The sequence below is a fragment of the Bacterioplanes sanyensis genome, assembly GCF_014652515.1.
GTDB lineage: Bacteria > Pseudomonadota > Gammaproteobacteria > Pseudomonadales > Oceanobacteraceae > Bacterioplanes > Bacterioplanes sanyensis.
Genome location: NZ_BMYY01000003.1, coordinates 81,146 through 98,612, shown reverse-complemented (window position 1 = coordinate 98,612; position 17,467 = coordinate 81,146). Strand labels below are relative to the sequence as shown.

The following is a 17,467-nucleotide window of genomic DNA, read 5'->3' as shown; positions in this document are numbered from 1 at the left end:
TCGCCCGTATAGTTTGGTGTCTCACCCAATGATACAGAGGATGGTATGAGCCGCTTAGCGCACCGCATTTTGGTGGTACTGATGTTTGTTATCGGCACCACGACCCACGCCGACACTACGCCCCCTAGGGATGTGGTTATGAGCGCTGCCAATGGCATGGCAAAAAAATTGCTGGCCAACAAGGAACGCGTACAAACTCAAGACTATTATCTTGAGCAATTAATTGACGAAGAAATCCTGCCCGTCGTTGATCATGTCTACATGGCGCGCTTGGTATTGGGCAAGTTCTGGCGCCGCGCCTCAGAAGCACAGCAACGTCAGTTTGTTGAAGCCTTTAAGCACAAGGTGATTCGTACCTATGCCGGTGCATTTCGCGCTTATGACGATCAAGAGATGCGATTCTCTGAAGCTCGCATGAGCCCATCAGGCAATCGCGCTCTGGTGAAAAGTGAAATCATGCGCGTAGGCGCGCCGGCCATTAAAGTCGACTACAAGCTGTTCAGTCGTGATGATCGCTGGCAGATTTATGACGTCGTCATTGAAGGCGTTAGCTTGGTAAAAAGTTTCAGCGATCAAATGACGCGCAGCATTGAGCAGCATGGGCTGGCGCAGGCGATTTCCATACTCGCTCAGGAGTACAAAGACGAAGCACCCACAGCGCACCTGGGCAGCCCGGCTTGGGGGCCTTACGTCAGCGACTTGGAGCCTGAGCAAGGCCTGGCGGCGGCCATCGTCAAACAAGCGCTGGCCGTTAGCGGCTGGAACATGGAACTGAGCATTCGTCCACAGCAAGCCGTCGATGAGGCCGTTAGCGCAAAAAAGCTGGATGGCTGGCTCGCTCTTTGGCCTGAAAACTCGCCAGAAACGCTGCAGTCAGCCCCCTTCCTAGAAAACCACCTAGTGATTGTTACTCACAAGCAGGCCGCCCTGAGCATGGCTGGCCTGCAAGCCCCCGGAGCTTCCAAACTCAAACTCGGGCTGTTTGAAAACGCCGACTACGACGCCCAAGTGCTGGGCTTTGCTCAGCGCTTTGAGCGCCATTACCGGCCTTATTGCTCCCAGTTGTTTCGCGATTTGGCGCGCCAAGAGCTGGATTTAGTCGTTGTTGATCGCTGGATTGCTGAGCGCGAGTTGCAGGACAACGACACCATCGGCAAGCATTTGCAGATTCTCACGCCGGAACTGGCCAGCCAGACGCTGCATGTTACAATGCGCGCCTCTTCTCCCGACGCCCAGCGCATCATTGATGCTTTTAATCAGGGCCTGCGCCAGCTGCAAGCTTCGGGGGCCTACCAACGCCTACTGCAAGACTACGACTACCCGGATGCCAAACCTCGCCCCGCCACTGCTGATTGATGACGACTTACTGGTGGTTAACAAACCATCGCATTTGCTCAGTGTTCCTGGGCGTTACGACAAAGACTGCTTGCAAGCGCGTTTAGAAGCTCAATACGGCACCACCTTTGTGATTCATCGCTTAGATCGTGACACCTCAGGCGTCATGGTATTTGCCCGTCACAAAGCGGCGCTGTCTGCGGTACAGCAACAGTTCGAACGCCAGACCACCAGCAAAGAATACCAAGCCTTGGTGTACGGCAAGCCGCGCGGTAACGAGGGCTGCATCAATTTACCCATCATCGTTGACTGGCCCAACCGGCCCTTGCAGATGATTAGCCACAGTGAGGGGCGCTACGCGCTAACACGCTGGCGCTTATTGGCACAAGAAGGCCCATACAGCCGCGTGCAGCTGCTGCCGCAAACAGGACGCTCACATCAGCTGCGCTTGCACATGCAGCAAATCGGCTGCCCGATTGTAGGAGACACCCTCTATGCAGGCGAGCGCCTAAACGACGAGCCTCGCCTGATGCTGCATGCCCGCCAACTGAGCTTTACCCACCCTAGCAGCGGCGAGCGTCTCAACTTTAACTGCCCGCCTGAGTTCTAAGCCAACGTCTAACCAGCAACAGCACCAGTGCAAACAACAGCAGGCCAAAGACCGCGATCGCCGCAGCAATCAACCCGAATAACTGCGGCGCATGCATCAAGGTGGTCATCAGCGACTCCTGATAATAAAAGAACCACTGATGCTTATCGGGAAAGATCCATACGTGCAGTTGATAAAACACCGCTTTGGGGCCGATCAGCATGACCGCCAGCGCCCCTCCTCCGACCACCACAGACAATACACCAAGCTGGCGCTTCCAGCGCAGCGGCATTTTTTTCCAAGAAAGCCATAGCATCAACAGCAAGGCCACTGGCAGCAAAAACAGCAGCGCCTGATTGAGCCAGTCGATCAAATTCGCCACGTCTTGTAGATGAATGACTTCCGGTTGACGTAATAAAGAATCATGTAAATGTTTTCCTTCATAGATAACGGTATAACTTATATCAGACAACCCCTGCCCATGGTTGTGAACTGCGGCAACAATATCGGCAAACAAGCCTTCATGCTGCTGCCTCGACAGTGCTTCTAGGCCTTGTTTGTAGCGGTTCTGCGGGCCGTAATGGTCAATGTGCTCACCGATATCGAGTACGTCATACCACAGGCTAAAGCCGTAGTTTATCTTGGCCAAAGCGTGCCAAGCCGCTCCCAAACTGAGCAACAGCAGTGCCATCAACAAGGCAAACCAGCCGATATCGCCGCTGATTCGGTTTTGCCGCTCCATTTTTGTTCAATCTCCAGCAATAAATTGTTCAATACACAGCGCCACCGCACCGCTCGTTGCAGGCTCCAGGTGCAGATGGTGATGCCCAGGGAGCACCACACTATCAACATCTCTAAGCCAACCGAGGCGCTGCTGCCACCAAGGCTGCGGTACTATGCCATGCTCGGCACGGATGGCCAGCACCCGACAGTTAACGGTTTGCAGCGCAGCTTTCACCATGTCGTCGGTTAAGCGTACCTTTGAGGGTGCTTTGAGCCTGGGGTCAGTGCGCCACTGCCAGCCCTCACCTATGGCTTGAAGGTTGCGCCGCACCATGACCTCGAGCGCTTCCGCATCCAGGTCCGGCGAGCTTCGCTGGCGGGCCGCCAGCGCTTGCAAAGGGTCGTCAAACCGCCGTGCGGGCTTTGGTTGCCATGCCAGTGCTTGTTGCATTTGCTGAATCCAGCTGGCTGCAGGTGTCGTTAGTGGGCCGATGCCATCGATCAACACCACAGCCGCGACCTGATCTGGTGCCAATGCTGCCGCCTGCAGCGCACTGGCCGTGCCCATGGAGTGAGCAATCAACAACACCGGCTTTGCGGATTGCTGATGCAGCGTATCCAGCGCTTGCAATACTGCTGGCAAGTAGGACCAGACGTAATAGTCCGCTCCTTCCGCCAGCCACGGCGAATGACCATGACCCGGCAAATCAAGTGCCCAGCCATCCACTGCCAACTGCGGTGCCAACTGATGAAAACTGGCGGCATTGTCCATCCAGCCGTGCAGCATTAACGTGGGGAGCGCACCTCGAGGGCTGTGTAAGGCCGCCAGCGAGCCAAGTGTTTCTTCACGCAAGGCTGCCGACATCAGATCAACCCCCATTGCTGAACCACCTGCTGGATTAGCTGTTGCGTCGCCTGCGGATGCTCAAACGGAAACATATGACTGCCAGGCAGCCAATGCACATCCATACCCGCCTTGCGCCGCATGTAGCGCGCATGACTGGGGCGAAACACATTGCTATCGCGCCCTGCGATCACAGCGGCGGGCATCGACAAGGGCAACGCATTAGAGAGATTGTCGGGAATGGTGCGGTAGATCTTCATTTCAACATCAGGGTCGTAACTCAGGCACACACCCTCAGAGCATGGCTCAGTACCGGCTTCCACGTAATGCTGCAAACACTGCTCATCAAAGTGGCGCATCAGCGACTTACTGCGAAAATAGCTCAGCGCACTGTGCTGGTCAGGCCAAGTGGTACGTCGACCTTGTGTTCGCCCTGCAGGCGTAACGCGATCCGACAAACCAAGACTCTTTAACAGCCGCAAGCCGCGCGACTGCCAAGGCGTTAAAATCGGCGAGTCGAGCATAATGAGACCGGCCACTAAATCTGGCCGCCGCCTTGCCACCATGTAGCTCAGAACACCGCCGAGCGAATGACCAACGGCGATGACCGGACGATCGTAGGTGCGCTCGAAGTGCTCCAGCAGCTCACGCTCTAGATGATCCCAATTATTGGTAACTGGGTATTCGGGGTGATGGCCTAAGCGGTCAATGCTGCGCACATCTGCCACCAGCGCCAAAGGCGACAATAACGCTTGATACGCACCGGCAGGAAAGCCATTGGCGTGGGAAAAGTGAAGAATGGGCTTCATTATTAGTTGTCTGCACACAAAACAAAGCCCTGCAAGCTACTGACCCTTGTCACATTGTGCAAGGTGCTGAACGGTCAGCAGTGCCTTAGGTGTTTTCCAACTCTGGATACCACACCTGGGTAACCGTCATACAGCCAGCCGCAAACACATCACCTTCGAGCAGCCAACACTCCGCAGGCGACCAAGGCTGATCATAGACCTCGCCGTCGACCAGCCAGGCCGCCAAGCGCCCGACCAAAGGTAAGTGGGATACTAAAACTACGTCGTCCGTCATCTCAAGCAACTGCTCTACAACGACTTGTGGCTCGCTGCCTGGCACCAGCTCAGTCATCAGCTGTGGCTCACAGCCCAAGGCGGAACCGATCTCGGTAGCGGTTTGTTGGGTACGAACATAGGGACTGGCGAATAGCTGAGGCCGACTTAAGCCCTCACTGGCCAGCCAGCGACCTGCCATGTGTGCCTGCTGCAAGCCTTCCGGACGCAGCACTCGCTGATCATCAGAGTCTGCGCCTAGAACGGCTACGCCATGGCGCACGATACATAATTTCATTCATTTTGATCCGCGTTGTGCGGGCTCGGCCAATCCTGAAAAGGATACGGTTTTTGCTCCGAGACACCGCTCAGATAGTGAATAATCTGACTCGCGTACTGCCCTAAGCTATCACCGAAGCGCGCCAACTCAGTATTAGGCTGACCGGTAGCCAGCTGAAAACCCCACTGCACCACTGTCAGTAGCAGCACCACCAGCCCGACCAAGCGAGATACCATGAAGAACAACAGCAGGTATAAGGTCTTCAACCAAAAAGCATCGGAAGTCAGATTGTCTTTTACATCACTCATAATGGTTCCTTATCAAATTTCATTGCGCGACAGCGCAAACTCAACATCAGAGGCTCGTTCGCCTGTCATCAACCCTTGAGCCACCTGCTTGGGATCCGCACCACCGAACAGCACGGCGTAAGTCCCCATTACCAGCGGCATATATATATCGCACTCACGCGCCTTTTCCCTGACATATCGCAAGGTATTAACGCCTTCGGCGACCTCGCCTAACTCTTCAATGGCTTGATCCAGACTTTTGCCTTGACCGATGGCGTAGCCCACCCGGTAGTTACGACTCAACGGCGAGCTGCAGGTAACAAACAAGTCGCCCACGCCCGCCAGCCCCAAGAAGGTAAGCGGGTTGGCGCCCATGTGGACGGCAAACCGACTCATCTCTGCCAACGAGCGGGTAACGATCATGCTGCGTGTGTTCTCACCCATTCCCAGCGCTGCCACGAAACCACTGGCGATGGCATAAATATTCTTCAGCGCCCCGCCTAATTCAACGCCGTGAGGGTCATTGGAGGCATACACCCGAAAATAATCGCAGCTCAGCGCTTCTTGCACATCGCGACGCAAATCGCTGTCTTCACTGGCAATCACTGAGGCCGCCAGCTCACGGCGAGCGATTTCTTTCGCCAAATTAGGGCCACTCAAAACGCCGTTGGCGTTTTGCGGGCACTCTTCTTTGAGCACCTGACTCATCAGCAAAAAAGGGTCCGGCTCAATGCCCTTGGTAGTGCTCACCAGCAGCTGGTGCGGTTCAAGCCAGCCAGCGAACTGCTGCGTGACTTCTCGCACCGAACGACTGGGCACAGATACAAATACAACATCCGCCCCCGTGACGGCCTGCTGCAGATCCGTGGTTGCCAACAGACTGGGGTTGAGCGTGACGTCGGGGAGATAGCGCGGATTGCAATGCTGTTGATTGATGGCATCGGCGGTGTCGGCATCACGCATCCATTGCTGGGTACGAATGCCATTGTCCGCCAGAATGTTGGCAATGACGGTGCCGAAACTGCCGCCGCCAACGACGGTAGCTGAACTGATAGACACAAGGTCCCCCTGATTTACGATTTATTATGGGAATGAGCGGCCAGACGGTCGGCCTCGAGCGAGTCGACCAGCTCGCGGAAGGTGTGTTCGTTACTTTGGTTGAGCCCCATCAGCACTTTGTGAGCTTCGATCACCTGCTCTCTGGCTTGGTCTTCACTGACCTCGCGCGCCGCCCACTGCTGAAACTCAACATCGGTGGCGATGGGGTCTTGCACCAGATTAAACACCTGATCAAAACCCATACTCAGCAAAACACGAGTGATATCTGGGTTAGGCGATACGATGGTTGGGCGCATGCCGAAACGCTCCTGCGCCAATATGGCAATCTTAGCGATTTGGCCCAGCGTCGTGCTGTCGACGCCCGTCGCGTCGGATAGATCCACCATTACGTGGGAAAAATCCGGCCTTTTGAGGATGTCATCTAGGTAGCGTTCGAGGGCCGAACACAGGTTAAGCCGCACATCGCCGACCAGGCGAACAATGTGAACACCGTCGACAAAAGCCACATAGACTTCGCCTGATGTCATATACCCTCCCTTGCCACGACCAGCATGGCAATGTCATCTGGTACTTCGACTTCTGCAGTGATTTGCAGTTCAGTCATCAGCCGCTCCAGGCTGCCTTCGGACGCAGCCGCCAATTGCAGCAGTGCCGCTTCTTTATCATTCAAGGTCGGGCGATCGATGATTTCCAGTATTCCGTCAGAAAACAGCCACAAGGTAAACGGCTCCGGTAACTTACATTGATAGGTTTGATACTCTGCGCCGGCAAACAAGCCTACCGGCATACCACTGCCCTCCAGATAATGAGCCTGGCCCTCACAGGCCAGCACCGGCATGGGCAAATGACCGCCGACACTGTATATGAGCTGGCTGGTAACCAAATCATAAATGGCGTAAAGAATGGTGAGGTGCTTACCCAACTGCGAGGCCAGCAGCTCACTGTTGATACGCGCCAAGACGCGCGCCGGATCATTCAGCTCATCGCTGGAGCCACGCCGCAAGTTGCGACGCAGCCGATAGGTGAGGTTTTTCAATAAAACCGTCACAAACGCCGACGACGCGCCATGGCCGGATACATCGGCCACGTAGAAGACCAAACGCCGCTCATCGAGTTCGAAGTAGTCGAGAAAGTCGCCGCTTAACAGCAAGGAGGGAATGACTCGGTGCTGCAAAGATACCCCGCATTTGCACAGCGGCTCAGGCAACATGCGCATTTGCGCCTGCCTGCCCGCTTGCTGATCACTGCGCAGCTCATCCAGATGGCGTTGCAACTCTTTGTTGGTCACTTCCAAGTGCTGACGATAGGCCAAATTCTCAGCTTGAGTGCGTGCATGCTGCACAGCCTTGTCTACCGATAGCCCCAGCACCTCAAGGTTACTCAGAGGCAACACCAAATAGTCATCGGCCCCAAAGCGCAACGCTTGCAATACATCATCACTGTCAGAGGACATTGACAGAACCACCATGGCCGCTTGGGCAAACTGCTGCTTTAGCACTTGCAAGGAGTCCAACCCATCGTGGCCAGGGGCGCAGACAAGCGCAGCGACCGGGTGCTGACGCAACCATTCAGGAAGACTGCCATGGGCCGGCAGCGCTTGAGCGTCGTAACCGCGTTTGATCAAGTAGCGCACATGGCGTTCGCACCGCTGCGTGTCGTCGTCAATGACCAGCACTGCTGCGGCCATCAGGAAGCTCCCGGAAGTCAGAATGGGCGAACAGTACCGCCAACGGCTCGGGGTTGCAATACAGGGGTGGAGATACGCCAAACGCGCCAGTCATTAATGACAAGTTATGAGGTTATGCCGCTTTGTACACTTTTCAATCAAGGGTGGTAGTATCGGGATGACCTAATAAGGAGAATGCTTATGACAACGCTGGCACGCACTTACCAAGAAAAACGCGATTTCATGCGCATGCAAATCAAAACCCCCGCCTCACTTCGACTCGAAGATGGACGCGATTTGCAACTGACTTGCTTGGACTTAAGCAGCAGTGGCGTGCAGCTCGCCTGCAGTGAGCCCTTGCCCATTGGCACCCAAGGCATTCTTCACATCAGCAGCGGCGGTCAAACCACGTCACCCTTATCTGCCGCAATCACCATTTGCAGGGTGGAAGAAGAAAACAACGGCTATCGATTTGGCGCCACCATCAGCGACTTCAAATAACAAACGGCAACACTAAGGTTGCCGTTTTTTTGATAACGGAGCAGGCGTCTGTAAAGCTACATAGGCGCCTGCAAGGCCGGTGTTACGCTTTGAAGTAAGCGTTTTCCGTCACAGTGTGATCCGTCACATCTCGTACACCATTCACCTCAGGAATTTTAGCGACCAAGCTCGCCTCTACGCCGTCTTTTAGAGTCATATCCACCGCACTGCAGCCCTGACAGCCGCCACCGAACTTCAACACCGCGATGCCGTCTTCGGTAAGCTCGACCAAGCTCACCTCACCACCGTGAGCCGCCAAACCTGGGTTGATTTCTGTGTAGAGCAAGTAGCTGATGCGATCTTCCACCGGGCTGTCGGCGGTAACGCGCGGCATTTTGGCATTCGGCGCTTTAATAGTGAGCTGCCCGCCCATGCGGTCTTTGGCAAAGTCGATCAAGGCTTCATCTAGGTAGGGGATGCTCATTGCCTCGACGTAAACGCGGATTTTCTCCATTTGCTGGATTTCATCCTTATCGTTAACTTCATCCGGACGACAATAGGCGAGACAAGTTTCAGCGTATTTGGTGCCCGGTTGAGTGATAAAGATACGCACCGCCATGCCCTCGACATTTTGCTTGGACAGCAAGTCAGCGAGGTAGTCTTCGGCATCGGGCGTGATGTTTACGTACTGGGTCATGGTGTCACCTGTATTTAAAACTGGCGCCACTATACCGCATCCGCCCTCGCTCTTGAATACCCTAGTGTTTTACTAGGGTAAGCTGGGCGCCAGAGTCAGGGCGTTAGGACAGAGCGTCTCGCCTTCTGCTACAATCGCCGGCCGCTGTTTTCTGGCCTCGGCCGATCATTTACCGGAATGCGAAGTAACATGAATCAGAGCACCCCCTTGCCGTCAAACCGTCGTCAACGCATTGACCACCTGCACCAAACCCTGCAACAACGCATCGTCATCCTCGACGGTGGCATGGGTACTTTGATTCAGACCCACCAGTTGGAAGAAAAAGACTACCGCGGTGAACGCTTTGCTGAGTTAACCCAAGAGGTTAAAGGCAATAATGACCTGCTGGTGCTGAGTCAGCCCGAGCTGATCGCGCAAATGCATCGCCAATATTTAGAAGCTGGCGCTGACATCATTGAAACCAATACCTTTAACTCGACGCGCGTCTCCCAGGCCGACTATCAACTGCAAGATTTGGTGCCGGAGCTCAACCGACAAGCAGCCGCATTGGCCCGCCAAGTGGCCGACGAAGTCGCCCACGAAACCGGCACCCCGCGCTTTGTCGCCGGTGTTTTAGGCCCGACCAGCAAAACCGCCTCCATTTCGCCGGATGTGAACGACCCAGGTTTTCGTGCCATTACCTTTGATCAGCTGGTGGACGAATACACTGAAGCCACGGCGGCGTTAATGGATGGCGGTGCCGATTTGATTCTGATCGAAACCGTATTCGATACCCTCAACGCCAAAGCTGCCATTTATGCTGCCCAGCAAGTGTTCGAGCAGCGCGGTGAAGCACTGCCGATTATGATTTCCGGCACCATCACCGATGCATCTGGGCGCACGCTGTCTGGTCAAACCGCCGAAGCATTCTGGAACTCCGTCGCTCACGCCAAGCCACTGTCGATCGGCTTAAACTGTGCACTCGGTGCCGAAGAGCTGCGTCCTCACGTAGAAGAGTTGTCTGCCAAGGCCAGCACTTACATTTCAGCGCACCCGAATGCCGGCTTGCCCAATGAATTTGGCGAGTACGATCAAACGCCGGAAGAAATGGCCGCCATCGTCGAAGAGTTTGCCGCCAGCGGCTTCCTAAACATTCTTGGCGGCTGCTGTGGCACCACGCCTGAGCACATTCGCGCCTTGGCCGATGCCGTCAGTCAGCACGCGCCTCGCCCATTGCCCGAGCCATCCGTCGCGTGCCGCTTGGCGGGCTTAGAGCCGTTCAACTTTGACAGCGACAGCTTGTTCGTCAATGTCGGCGAGCGCACCAACGTCACCGGCTCTGCACGCTTTAAGCGCTTAATCAAAGAAGAAAGCTTTGACGAAGCACTAGAGGTAGCCCGCCAGCAAGTGGAGAACGGCGCCCAAATCATCGACATCAATATGGATGAGGGCATGCTCGACTCGCAGGCGGCGATGGTGCGCTACCTCAACCTGATCGCCGCTGAGCCAGACATCGCTCGTGTGCCCATCATGATTGACTCCTCTAAGTGGGAGATTATCGAAGCGGGCCTGAAGTGCATTCAAGGCAAGGCCATCGTCAACTCCATCAGCCTAAAAGAAGGCGAAGCCGACTTTATCGACAAAGCCAAGCGCTGCCTGCGCTATGGCGCTGCCGTGGTGGTCATGGCGTTTGATGAGCAAGGCCAGGCGGATACTGAGGCACGTAAAAACGAAATCTGCGAGCGCTCTTATCGAGTACTGGTCGACAAGGTCGGCTTTCCGCCCCAAGACATCATTTTCGACCCCAACATCTTCGCCGTCGCCACCGGCATCGATGAGCACAACAATTACGCCGTCGATTTCATTAACAGCTGTCGCTTCATTACGGAGCAACTGCCCCACGCCAAAATCTCCGGCGGCGTCAGTAACGTTTCCTTCTCTTTTCGTGGCAATGACCCGGTGCGTGAAGCCATTCACTCGGTGTTTCTCTACCATGCCATTCGCAACGGCCTGAGCATGGGCATCGTCAACGCCGGCCAGCTGGCGGTGTACGACGATCTGCCCGCCGAGCTGAAAGAGTGCGTCGAAGACGTGATTCTTAACCGTCGTGACGACGCCACCGATCGGCTATTGGAAATCGCTGAGAAATACCGCGGCGACGGCAGCGTGCAGGAAAAAGAAAACGAAGAGTGGCGCTCTTTGCCGGTGCGCGAGCGCCTAACCCACGCGTTGGTAAAAGGTGTAAACAGCTTTGTCGAGCAAGACACCGAAGAAGCCCGCCAGCTGTTTGACCGCCCCATTGAGGTCATTGAAGGCCCATTGATGGACGGCATGAACGTGGTCGGTGACTTATTCGGCTCCGGTAAAATGTTCCTACCACAAGTGGTCAAAAGCGCCCGCGTGATGAAGCAAGCTGTGGCTTACTTGCTGCCCTTTATCGAAGCGGAAAAAAGCGGCAAAGCTGAGACGCAGGGCAAAATCCTGATGGCCACGGTCAAAGGCGACGTGCACGACATCGGCAAGAACATCGTTGGCGTGGTGCTGCAGTGTAATAACTTTGAGGTCATCGACCTGGGCGTGATGGTACCGGCGGAGAAGATTCTGAAAGTCGCGCGCGAAGAAAACGTCGACATCATTGGCCTGTCGGGCTTGATCACCCCCTCCTTGGATGAAATGGTGCACGTCGCTCGCGAAATGCAGCGCCTCGACTTCCACGTCCCACTATTGATTGGCGGCGCCACCACCTCTAAAGCGCACACAGCGGTGAAAATTGAGCCGCAATACAGCAACGACATGGCCGTTTACGTGACCGATGCTTCGCGCGCCGTTGGCGTCGCCCAAAAGCTGGTATCCAAGCAAGATAAACCCATGTTCATCAATGAGTTACGCGATGAATATGCCAAAGTACGTGAACGCAATGCCAATCGTAAATCCAAGGCGTTGCTGAGCTATCAGAAGGCTTGCGATAACGCGTTTCAACCGGACTTCGACGCACATCCTCCGGTAGCCCCTAAACAGCCGGGCTTGCATGTATTTGAAGATTTCGATGTCGCCGAGCTGGTCGATTACATCGACTGGACGCCTTTCTTTATCTCTTGGGAACTGGCGGGCAAATTCCCCAACATTCTCGAAGATGAAGTCGTCGGCGAAGCGGCAACCAACTTGTATCGCGACGCCACCGCCATGCTCAAGCGCATCGTTGACGAAAAACTGTTTACCGCCAAAGCCGTGGTCGGCCTATGGCCCGCTCAGCGCCGCGGTGCTGATGACATCGTCATCTTCGACCAACAACGCGATAGCGAACTGGCGGTGCTGCATCACATGCGCCAGCAGACCAGCAAGCCAGGCGAGCAGCCCAATTACTCGCTGGCCGACTTTGTTGCCAGTGAAGACCAAGCCCAAGACTACATGGGTGGATTTGTTGTCACCGCCGGCATCGAAGCCGAGCGCTTGGCCGACCACTACGACCAACAGCACGATGACTACAACAGCATCCTGGTCAAAGCGCTGGCCGATCGCTTGGCCGAAGCCTTTGCTGAGCGCATGCATGAAAAGGTGCGCAAAGAGTTGTGGGGCTATGCATCAAGCGAGCAGCTCGATAACCAGCAGCTGATCAAGGAAGCCTATCAAGGCATTCGTCCGGCACCTGGCTACCCGGCCTGCCCGGACCACACCGAAAAGGCCACTTTATTCCGCCTACTCGATGCAGAGCGCCATACCGGCGTTTCACTGACCGAGAGCTTTGCCATGACACCGGCAGCGTCGGTGAGTGGCTGGTACTTTGCTCATCCGCAATCGAAGTACTTTGGCGTTGGCAAAATTGATCGTGACCAGGTCGCGGATTTAGCCCAACGCAAAGGCATGAGCCAACAAGAGCTGGAGCGCTGGCTGGCCCCTAACCTGAGCTATGAACCCTAACGCGAGGATCACTTGCTACCTCTGATTGCTCGCCTGACCGCCATTGATGAAGCCAGATTGCAACGCATTCTGGCCATTGGCGTGCCCATTATTGGCGGCATGCTGTCGCAAAGCCTGATCAACCTGATTGATGCCGCCATGGTCGGTCGCTTGGGCGAGCAGGCCCTGGCCGCCGTCGGCATCGGCAGTTACGCCAGTTTTATCGTGGTATCCACCGTGATGGGACTGGCCTCAGGTGTGCAAGCTCTGGTGGCCAGACGCTTTGGCGCCGGCGATTCGGCCCGCATGGGACATACCTTTATTGCCGGCTTGCTACTGGCGGTATTGATGGGCGTGCCACTGACGGCGTTCTTTCTCACCATCAGCCCCTGGTTGATCCCCTGGTTTAACGCCACGCCCAACGTCGTTGAAGTGGCTATCCCCTACTTCGACTGGCGCACCTTGGCAGTGACCTTTGTCGCCATTAACTTCGTCTTTCGTGGCTTTTGGAGCGGCATTGGTGAGTCGCGCATGTACCTTAAGGTATTGCTGCTGATGCACCTAGCCAACATCGGCATCAGCTATGTGCTGATTTTTGGCATTGGCCACTGGGCGGGAATGGGCGCCGTTGGCTCCGGCATCGGCACCGCAGCATCGCTGGCACTGGGCAGCCTGATGTACGCCTGGCTGACTTTTCGCCGCCACAGTGCGCGCCTACCCGACTGGCGCTGGCCTAGCCGCCATGAGCTATTAACCCTGGCGCGCCTGGCGTTGCCCAACTCCACCCAGCAAACCTTGTTTGCCCTCGGCACCAGTGTGATGTTCTGGATCATTGGCCAAATCGGTACCCAGCAACAAGCCATTGGACATATTTTGATTAGCCTGGCGTTGGTACTAATTCTGCCCGCGGTTGGACTGGGCATAGCCTCTACCAGCCTGGTCGGCCAAGCCCTTGGGCGAGAGCAGCAGCAAGATGCTTACCGTTGGGGTTGGGAGGTAGTGCGCTTGGCCATGCTGGTGATGGCTTTGGTTGGTTTGCCGCTGTGGTTGTTTCCGGAATGGATTCTGCGACTATTTACCCCAGATGAGCACCTGATCGAACTGGGGACCTGGCCATTGCGCATTTCCGGGCTGGCCATTGGCCTAGAGGTGGTGGCCATGGTATTGACCCAAGCCTTGCTGGGCGCCGGCGCCAGCCGCCAAGTGCTAAAAATCAATTTAGTGATGCAATGGCTGGTGCTGCTACCACTGGCCTATTTGCTCGGCCCCGTCGCAGGGCTAGGCCTGCTCGGCATTTGGCTGCTGCAAGGTTTGCAACGCATCGCTCTGTCAGCCATTTACACCGTCATCTGGCGGTCACAACACTGGGCCAGAATACGCCTATGAGTCCTACTGCCGCCATCAACAGCTGGCCGCTCTACCACAGCATGCAGGGCGTGATCGCCCATCGCGGTGCCAGTGGCGAGGCGCCTGAAAACACGGCTCCGGCCATTCGCCTGGCACACACCCAAGGGGCGACTTGGGCCGAGGTCGACGTCACTATAAGCGCAGACGGCATTGCCGTGATTCATCACGATGACGATTTAAGCCGCTGCAGCAACGGCCAAGGCCTGGTGGTCCAGCATGACTTGCTGCAGTTACAGCAGCTCGATAGCGGCAGCTGGTTTAACCCGCAGTTTGGCGGCACGCCGATACTGACCTTGCATGAACTGCTGCAACTGGCGCAAGCACTGCCACTGGCGTTAAACCTAGAGCTCAAACCAGCCGCTGGCTTGGAGGCCGCGACCGTGCACGCCGTCGCCGCGACTCTTGCCGCCGTCGAAGCGCCCCCCGTGTTGCTATTAAGCAGCTTTAGCGAACTGGCGCTGGCACTCGCCCATGAGTCATTGCCACAACTGCCCCGAGCCCTCAATGTGGATGCCATTCCCTCAGATTGGGCCCAGCGCCTCAGCCAGGCTCAGGCCACCAGCTTGCACTTTGATGCCGATGCCGTCGATTTGCAGCGCCTAGCCGAAATACACCAAGCAGGCATCGCCACCGCCGCTTTTACCGTCAACCACACCGACCAAGCCAGCCAGTTATGGCAGGCAGGCGTCAGCGCCGTGTTCAGCGATTACCCTGAGCGACTCAGACGGCATTGGTTACAATGGCAGGCCGCACAATCGCGCTAGCTTTATGCTCACTGGTTATTTTCATATAGATAAATAGTCATTTTATGCATAACCAAGCTTTGCTATGGTGCGCCGATAAAATCACACTAATTCGCCAACCGGATAGCTATGTACGTTTACGATCAGTACGATCAGCAATTGCTGAATGAGCGGGTCGCCCAGTTCCGCGGCCAAATGGCCCGTTACCTGGATGGAAAAATCCCGGAAGAAGAGTTCTTACCGCTGCGCCTGCAAAATGGCATTTACGTGCAGCGCTATGCCCCCATGCTGCGTGTCGCCATCCCTTATGGCTTATTTAACGCTCAGCAAATGCGCACCTTGGCCAGCATTGCCCGCGATTATGATAAAGGCTATGCCCACTTCAGCACCCGCCAAAACGTACAGTTTAACTGGCCAGCGCTGGAGCAATGCCCGGACATCTTAGAGCGTTTGGCAGCCGTGCAAATGCACGCCGTGCAAACCAGCGGCAATTGCATTCGCAACACCACCACAGATGAATTTGCAGGCGTGACCGCCGATGAAGTCGTCGACCCACGCCCTTACTGCGAAATCATTCGCCAGTGGTCGACCTTTCACCCAGAGTTCGCCTACCTGCCGCGCAAATTTAAAATTGCCGTCAACGCCGTACCAGACGCCGACCGTGCTGCGGTGCAAGTGCATGACATTGGCATTCAGATTGTACGCAATGAGCAAGGTGACATTGGCTATCGCGTTATGGTGGGTGGCGGCTTGGGCCGTACGCCGATCATTGGTACCGAGATTCGCAGCTTCTTGGCAGAAGAAGACCTGCTGACCTATTTGCAGGCCATCATTCGCATCTACAACCAGTTCGGCCGCCGCGACAACAAGTACAAGGCGCGCATTAAGATTCTGGTCAAAGCGCTGGGGCCTGAGCGCATGGCAGAGCTGGTCGAAGAAGAATGGCAGCGGATAAAAGATGGCGAAGACAAGTTAACGACCGCTGAGCTGGATCGCGTCAAAGCCCACTTTACCGCACCCGCTTACCGAACTCTGGAAGCCAACCCTGCCAGCTATCAGCAGGCACTGGCCGACGATGCCGCCTTTGCCCGCTGGGTACAGCGCAATGTGCGCGAGCACAAGCAACCGGGCTACGCCATTGTCAATCTGAGCCTGAAGCAAAAAGGCAATGCGCCTGGCGATGTGACCGCCGAGCAAATGGACGCCATCGCTGATTTGGCAGAAGAATTCAGCCTGGGCGAAATTCGCTCGACTCACCAACAAAACCTAGTGTTGGCCGATGTCGAGCAGCAACGTCTGTATGAGTTGTGGCAGCAAGCCAAAGCCAACGGTTTGGCCACTCCGACCTTGGGTCTTTTGACGGACATGATTTGCTGCCCAGGTGGCGATTTCTGCGCCTTGGCCAACGCCAAGTCCATTCCCGTGGCCGAAGCCATTCAAGTGCGTTTTGACGACCTGGATTATTTGCACGACCTGGGTGAAATCGACCTCAACATTTCTGGCTGCATGAACGCCTGTGGCCACCATCACGTCGGCAACATTGGCGTGCTGGGGGTCGATAAAAAAGGCGAAGAGTTTTACCAAATCTCCCTCGGTGGCAGCAGTGGTAACGACGCTTCTCTGGGCAAAATTCTCGGCCCGTCCTTTGCCCGCGATGCCATGCCAGACGTGATCGCCAAGATTCTAGACTGCTACGTTGCCAATCGCATCGATGGCGAGTCGTTTTTAGAAACTTACCGTCGCGCTGGTCACACCGTGTTTAAGGAGGCTGTTTATGGCAAACCTGATTAATACTGAGCAGCACATCGAGCAAGACCCATGGCACTGGGTGGACGACGAGCAAGCCATCGATGAGTTTGCCATCATCAGCTTGGAGCGCTGGCAAGCCCAACAAACAGAGCTCAAAGGCCAGGCGCTGGAGCACAAGCTCGGTGTGCATTTGCGCAGCGATCAAACCGCGGATCAACTGGGTGAAGACGCACACTTGCTGGCGCTGATCAGCATCGACTTTCCCAAGTTCACCGATGGCCGTGGCTACACCACAGCACGACTGTTGCGCCAGACGTATGGCTACCAAGGCGAGTTACAGGCCAGCGGCGACGTATTGATTGACCAGCTGTTTTACATGAAGCGCTGCGGCTTCAATCGCTTTGCCCTGCGTGAAGACCAGGACATACAAGATGCCCTAGATGCCTTCGCCACCTTCAGCGTGACCTACCAAAGCGATGTCAGCGACCCCAGGCCGCTTTTCCGGCGCCGCTAGCCCCAATCAAAAAAGCCACCGTTTAGGTGGCTTTTTTATTGCCTCTTGATAGCTCAGCATCGCACTTCAATTCAGCATAAATTGATAATAATCATTTTAACTTAGACTCTTATTGATAAGGTGGTTCACAGCAGCCTTCACAGGGCTAACTCAATTC

17 protein-coding genes are annotated in these 17,467 nt (G+C 55.6%); 8 read left to right on the top strand and 9 right to left on the bottom strand.

Annotated elements, in window-relative coordinates; translation table 11 throughout:
* Window positions 1-45: 45 nt before the first annotated feature.
* Complete coding sequence (locus tag IE090_RS06315) at window positions 46-1,356, top strand: ABC transporter substrate-binding protein (protein ID WP_189387522.1); 1,311 nt, start codon at window positions 46-48, stop codon at window positions 1,354-1,356.
* On the top strand, window positions 1,325-1,945 hold the full coding sequence (locus tag IE090_RS06310; RefSeq protein WP_189387521.1) for an RluA family pseudouridine synthase: 621 nt from the start codon (window positions 1,325-1,327) through the stop codon (window positions 1,943-1,945). The genes IE090_RS06315 and IE090_RS06310 overlap by 32 nt, the downstream gene beginning before the upstream one ends.
* Here IE090_RS06310 and IE090_RS06305 read toward each other — a convergent pair.
* The 8 genes from IE090_RS06305 to IE090_RS06270 all read right to left on the bottom strand — a co-directional run bounded on the left by IE090_RS06305 (window position 1,923) and on the right by IE090_RS06270 (window position 7,865).
* Entirely contained in the window at window positions 1,923-2,666 is a 744-nt protein-coding gene (locus tag IE090_RS06305) for a lipoprotein intramolecular transacylase Lit (protein WP_189387520.1), read from the bottom strand. The two genes, IE090_RS06310 and IE090_RS06305, sit on opposite strands and share 23 nt — an antisense overlap.
* 6 nt (window positions 2,667-2,672) lie before the next feature.
* Window positions 2,673-3,527, bottom strand: coding sequence for an alpha/beta fold hydrolase (locus tag IE090_RS06300; RefSeq protein ID WP_189387519.1), 855 nt, complete (start codon window positions 3,525-3,527; stop codon window positions 2,673-2,675).
* Window positions 3,512-4,300 (bottom strand): alpha/beta fold hydrolase, encoded by a 789-nt coding sequence (locus IE090_RS06295; RefSeq protein ID WP_189387518.1) that lies wholly within the window; start codon window positions 4,298-4,300, stop codon window positions 3,512-3,514. The genes IE090_RS06300 and IE090_RS06295 overlap by 16 nt, the downstream gene beginning before the upstream one ends.
* An 85-nt stretch (window positions 4,301-4,385) precedes the next feature.
* Complete coding sequence (gene sixA, locus IE090_RS06290) at window positions 4,386-4,850, bottom strand: phosphohistidine phosphatase SixA (protein WP_189387517.1); 465 nt, start codon at window positions 4,848-4,850, stop codon at window positions 4,386-4,388.
* Window positions 4,847-5,140: a DUF4389 domain-containing protein gene (locus IE090_RS06285; RefSeq protein ID WP_189387516.1), complete on the bottom strand. Its 294-nt coding sequence runs from the start codon at window positions 5,138-5,140 to the stop codon at window positions 4,847-4,849. The genes sixA and IE090_RS06285 overlap by 4 nt, the downstream gene beginning before the upstream one ends.
* Before the next feature lie 12 nt (window positions 5,141-5,152).
* The gene (locus IE090_RS06280) at window positions 5,153-6,178 is read right to left on the bottom strand and encodes an NAD(P)H-dependent glycerol-3-phosphate dehydrogenase (protein WP_189387515.1); all 1,026 of its coding nucleotides are present in this window, start codon (window positions 6,176-6,178) and stop codon (window positions 5,153-5,155) included.
* 14 nt (window positions 6,179-6,192) lie between these two features.
* The gene (locus IE090_RS06275) at window positions 6,193-6,705 is read right to left on the bottom strand and encodes an STAS domain-containing protein (protein WP_189387514.1); all 513 of its coding nucleotides are present in this window, start codon (window positions 6,703-6,705) and stop codon (window positions 6,193-6,195) included.
* Window positions 6,702-7,865 carry a PP2C family protein-serine/threonine phosphatase gene (locus IE090_RS06270; protein WP_189387513.1) on the bottom strand — a complete coding sequence of 388 codons (1,164 nt, stop codon included), beginning with the start codon at window positions 7,863-7,865 and terminating at the stop codon, window positions 6,702-6,704. Before IE090_RS06270 ends, IE090_RS06275 begins: the two co-directional genes overlap by 4 nt.
* Before the next feature lie 180 nt (window positions 7,866-8,045).
* Here IE090_RS06270 and IE090_RS06265 point away from each other — a divergent pair, with 180 nt between their 5' ends.
* Window positions 8,046-8,345, top strand: coding sequence for a PilZ domain-containing protein (locus tag IE090_RS06265; protein ID WP_189387512.1), 300 nt, complete (start codon window positions 8,046-8,048; stop codon window positions 8,343-8,345).
* Window positions 8,346-8,427: 82 nt separating this feature from the next.
* Here the strand turns inward: IE090_RS06265 and nfuA are convergent, their stop codons facing one another.
* Window positions 8,428-9,021, bottom strand: a complete 594-nt coding sequence (nfuA, locus tag IE090_RS06260) for a Fe-S biogenesis protein NfuA (RefSeq protein ID WP_189387511.1) — start codon at window positions 9,019-9,021, stop codon at window positions 8,428-8,430.
* A 189-nt stretch (window positions 9,022-9,210) separates the two neighbouring features.
* Here nfuA and metH point away from each other — a divergent pair, with 189 nt between their 5' ends.
* From metH to IE090_RS06235, 5 genes are all read left to right on the top strand, one after another.
* Window positions 9,211-12,918 carry a methionine synthase gene (gene metH, locus IE090_RS06255; RefSeq protein WP_189387510.1) on the top strand — a complete coding sequence of 1,236 codons (3,708 nt, stop codon included), beginning with the start codon at window positions 9,211-9,213 and terminating at the stop codon, window positions 12,916-12,918.
* 12 nt (window positions 12,919-12,930) lie between these two features.
* Window positions 12,931-14,283, top strand: a complete 1,353-nt coding sequence (locus tag IE090_RS06250) for an MATE family efflux transporter (RefSeq protein WP_229815528.1) — start codon at window positions 12,931-12,933, stop codon at window positions 14,281-14,283.
* Window positions 14,280-15,068, top strand: coding sequence for a glycerophosphodiester phosphodiesterase family protein (locus tag IE090_RS06245; protein ID WP_189387509.1), 789 nt, complete (start codon window positions 14,280-14,282; stop codon window positions 15,066-15,068). Before IE090_RS06250 ends, IE090_RS06245 begins: the two co-directional genes overlap by 4 nt.
* A 108-nt stretch (window positions 15,069-15,176) precedes the next feature.
* Window positions 15,177-16,838: a nitrite/sulfite reductase gene (locus tag IE090_RS06240; protein ID WP_189387508.1), complete on the top strand. Its 1,662-nt coding sequence runs from the start codon at window positions 15,177-15,179 to the stop codon at window positions 16,836-16,838.
* Complete coding sequence (locus IE090_RS06235) at window positions 16,822-17,310, top strand: DUF934 domain-containing protein (protein ID WP_189387507.1); 489 nt, start codon at window positions 16,822-16,824, stop codon at window positions 17,308-17,310. The genes IE090_RS06240 and IE090_RS06235 overlap by 17 nt, the downstream gene beginning before the upstream one ends.
* Window positions 17,311-17,467: the final 157 nt, after the last annotated feature.

What these genes read in the sequence shown, in the direction of transcription:
- IE090_RS06245 (WP_189387509.1), top strand. Translation starts at nt 14,280, where the DNA reads ATGAGTCCTACTGCCGCCATCAACAGCTGGCCGCTCTACCACAGCATG.
- IE090_RS06275 (WP_189387514.1), bottom strand. Translation starts at nt 6,705, where the DNA reads ATGACATCAGGCGAAGTCTATGTGGCTTTTGTCGACGGTGTTCACATT.
- sixA (WP_189387517.1), bottom strand. Translation starts at nt 4,850, where the DNA reads ATGAAATTATGTATCGTGCGCCATGGCGTAGCCGTTCTAGGCGCAGAC.
- IE090_RS06295 (WP_189387518.1), bottom strand. Translation starts at nt 4,300, where the DNA reads ATGAAGCCCATTCTTCACTTTTCCCACGCCAATGGCTTTCCTGCCGGT.
- nfuA (WP_189387511.1), bottom strand. Translation starts at nt 9,021, where the DNA reads ATGACCCAGTACGTAAACATCACGCCCGATGCCGAAGACTACCTCGCT.
- IE090_RS06270 (WP_189387513.1), bottom strand. Translation starts at nt 7,865, where the DNA reads ATGGCCGCAGCAGTGCTGGTCATTGACGACGACACGCAGCGGTGCGAA.
- IE090_RS06285 (WP_189387516.1), bottom strand. Translation starts at nt 5,140, where the DNA reads ATGAGTGATGTAAAAGACAATCTGACTTCCGATGCTTTTTGGTTGAAG.
- IE090_RS06265 (WP_189387512.1), top strand. Translation starts at nt 8,046, where the DNA reads ATGACAACGCTGGCACGCACTTACCAAGAAAAACGCGATTTCATGCGC.
- IE090_RS06235 (WP_189387507.1), top strand. Translation starts at nt 16,822, where the DNA reads ATGGCAAACCTGATTAATACTGAGCAGCACATCGAGCAAGACCCATGG.
- IE090_RS06240 (WP_189387508.1), top strand. Translation starts at nt 15,177, where the DNA reads ATGTACGTTTACGATCAGTACGATCAGCAATTGCTGAATGAGCGGGTC.
- IE090_RS06305 (WP_189387520.1), bottom strand. Translation starts at nt 2,666, where the DNA reads ATGGAGCGGCAAAACCGAATCAGCGGCGATATCGGCTGGTTTGCCTTG.
- metH (WP_189387510.1), top strand. Translation starts at nt 9,211, where the DNA reads ATGAATCAGAGCACCCCCTTGCCGTCAAACCGTCGTCAACGCATTGAC.
- IE090_RS06300 (WP_189387519.1), bottom strand. Translation starts at nt 3,527, where the DNA reads ATGGGGGTTGATCTGATGTCGGCAGCCTTGCGTGAAGAAACACTTGGC.
- IE090_RS06310 (WP_189387521.1), top strand. Translation starts at nt 1,325, where the DNA reads ATGCCAAACCTCGCCCCGCCACTGCTGATTGATGACGACTTACTGGTG.
- IE090_RS06315 (WP_189387522.1), top strand. Translation starts at nt 46, where the DNA reads ATGAGCCGCTTAGCGCACCGCATTTTGGTGGTACTGATGTTTGTTATC.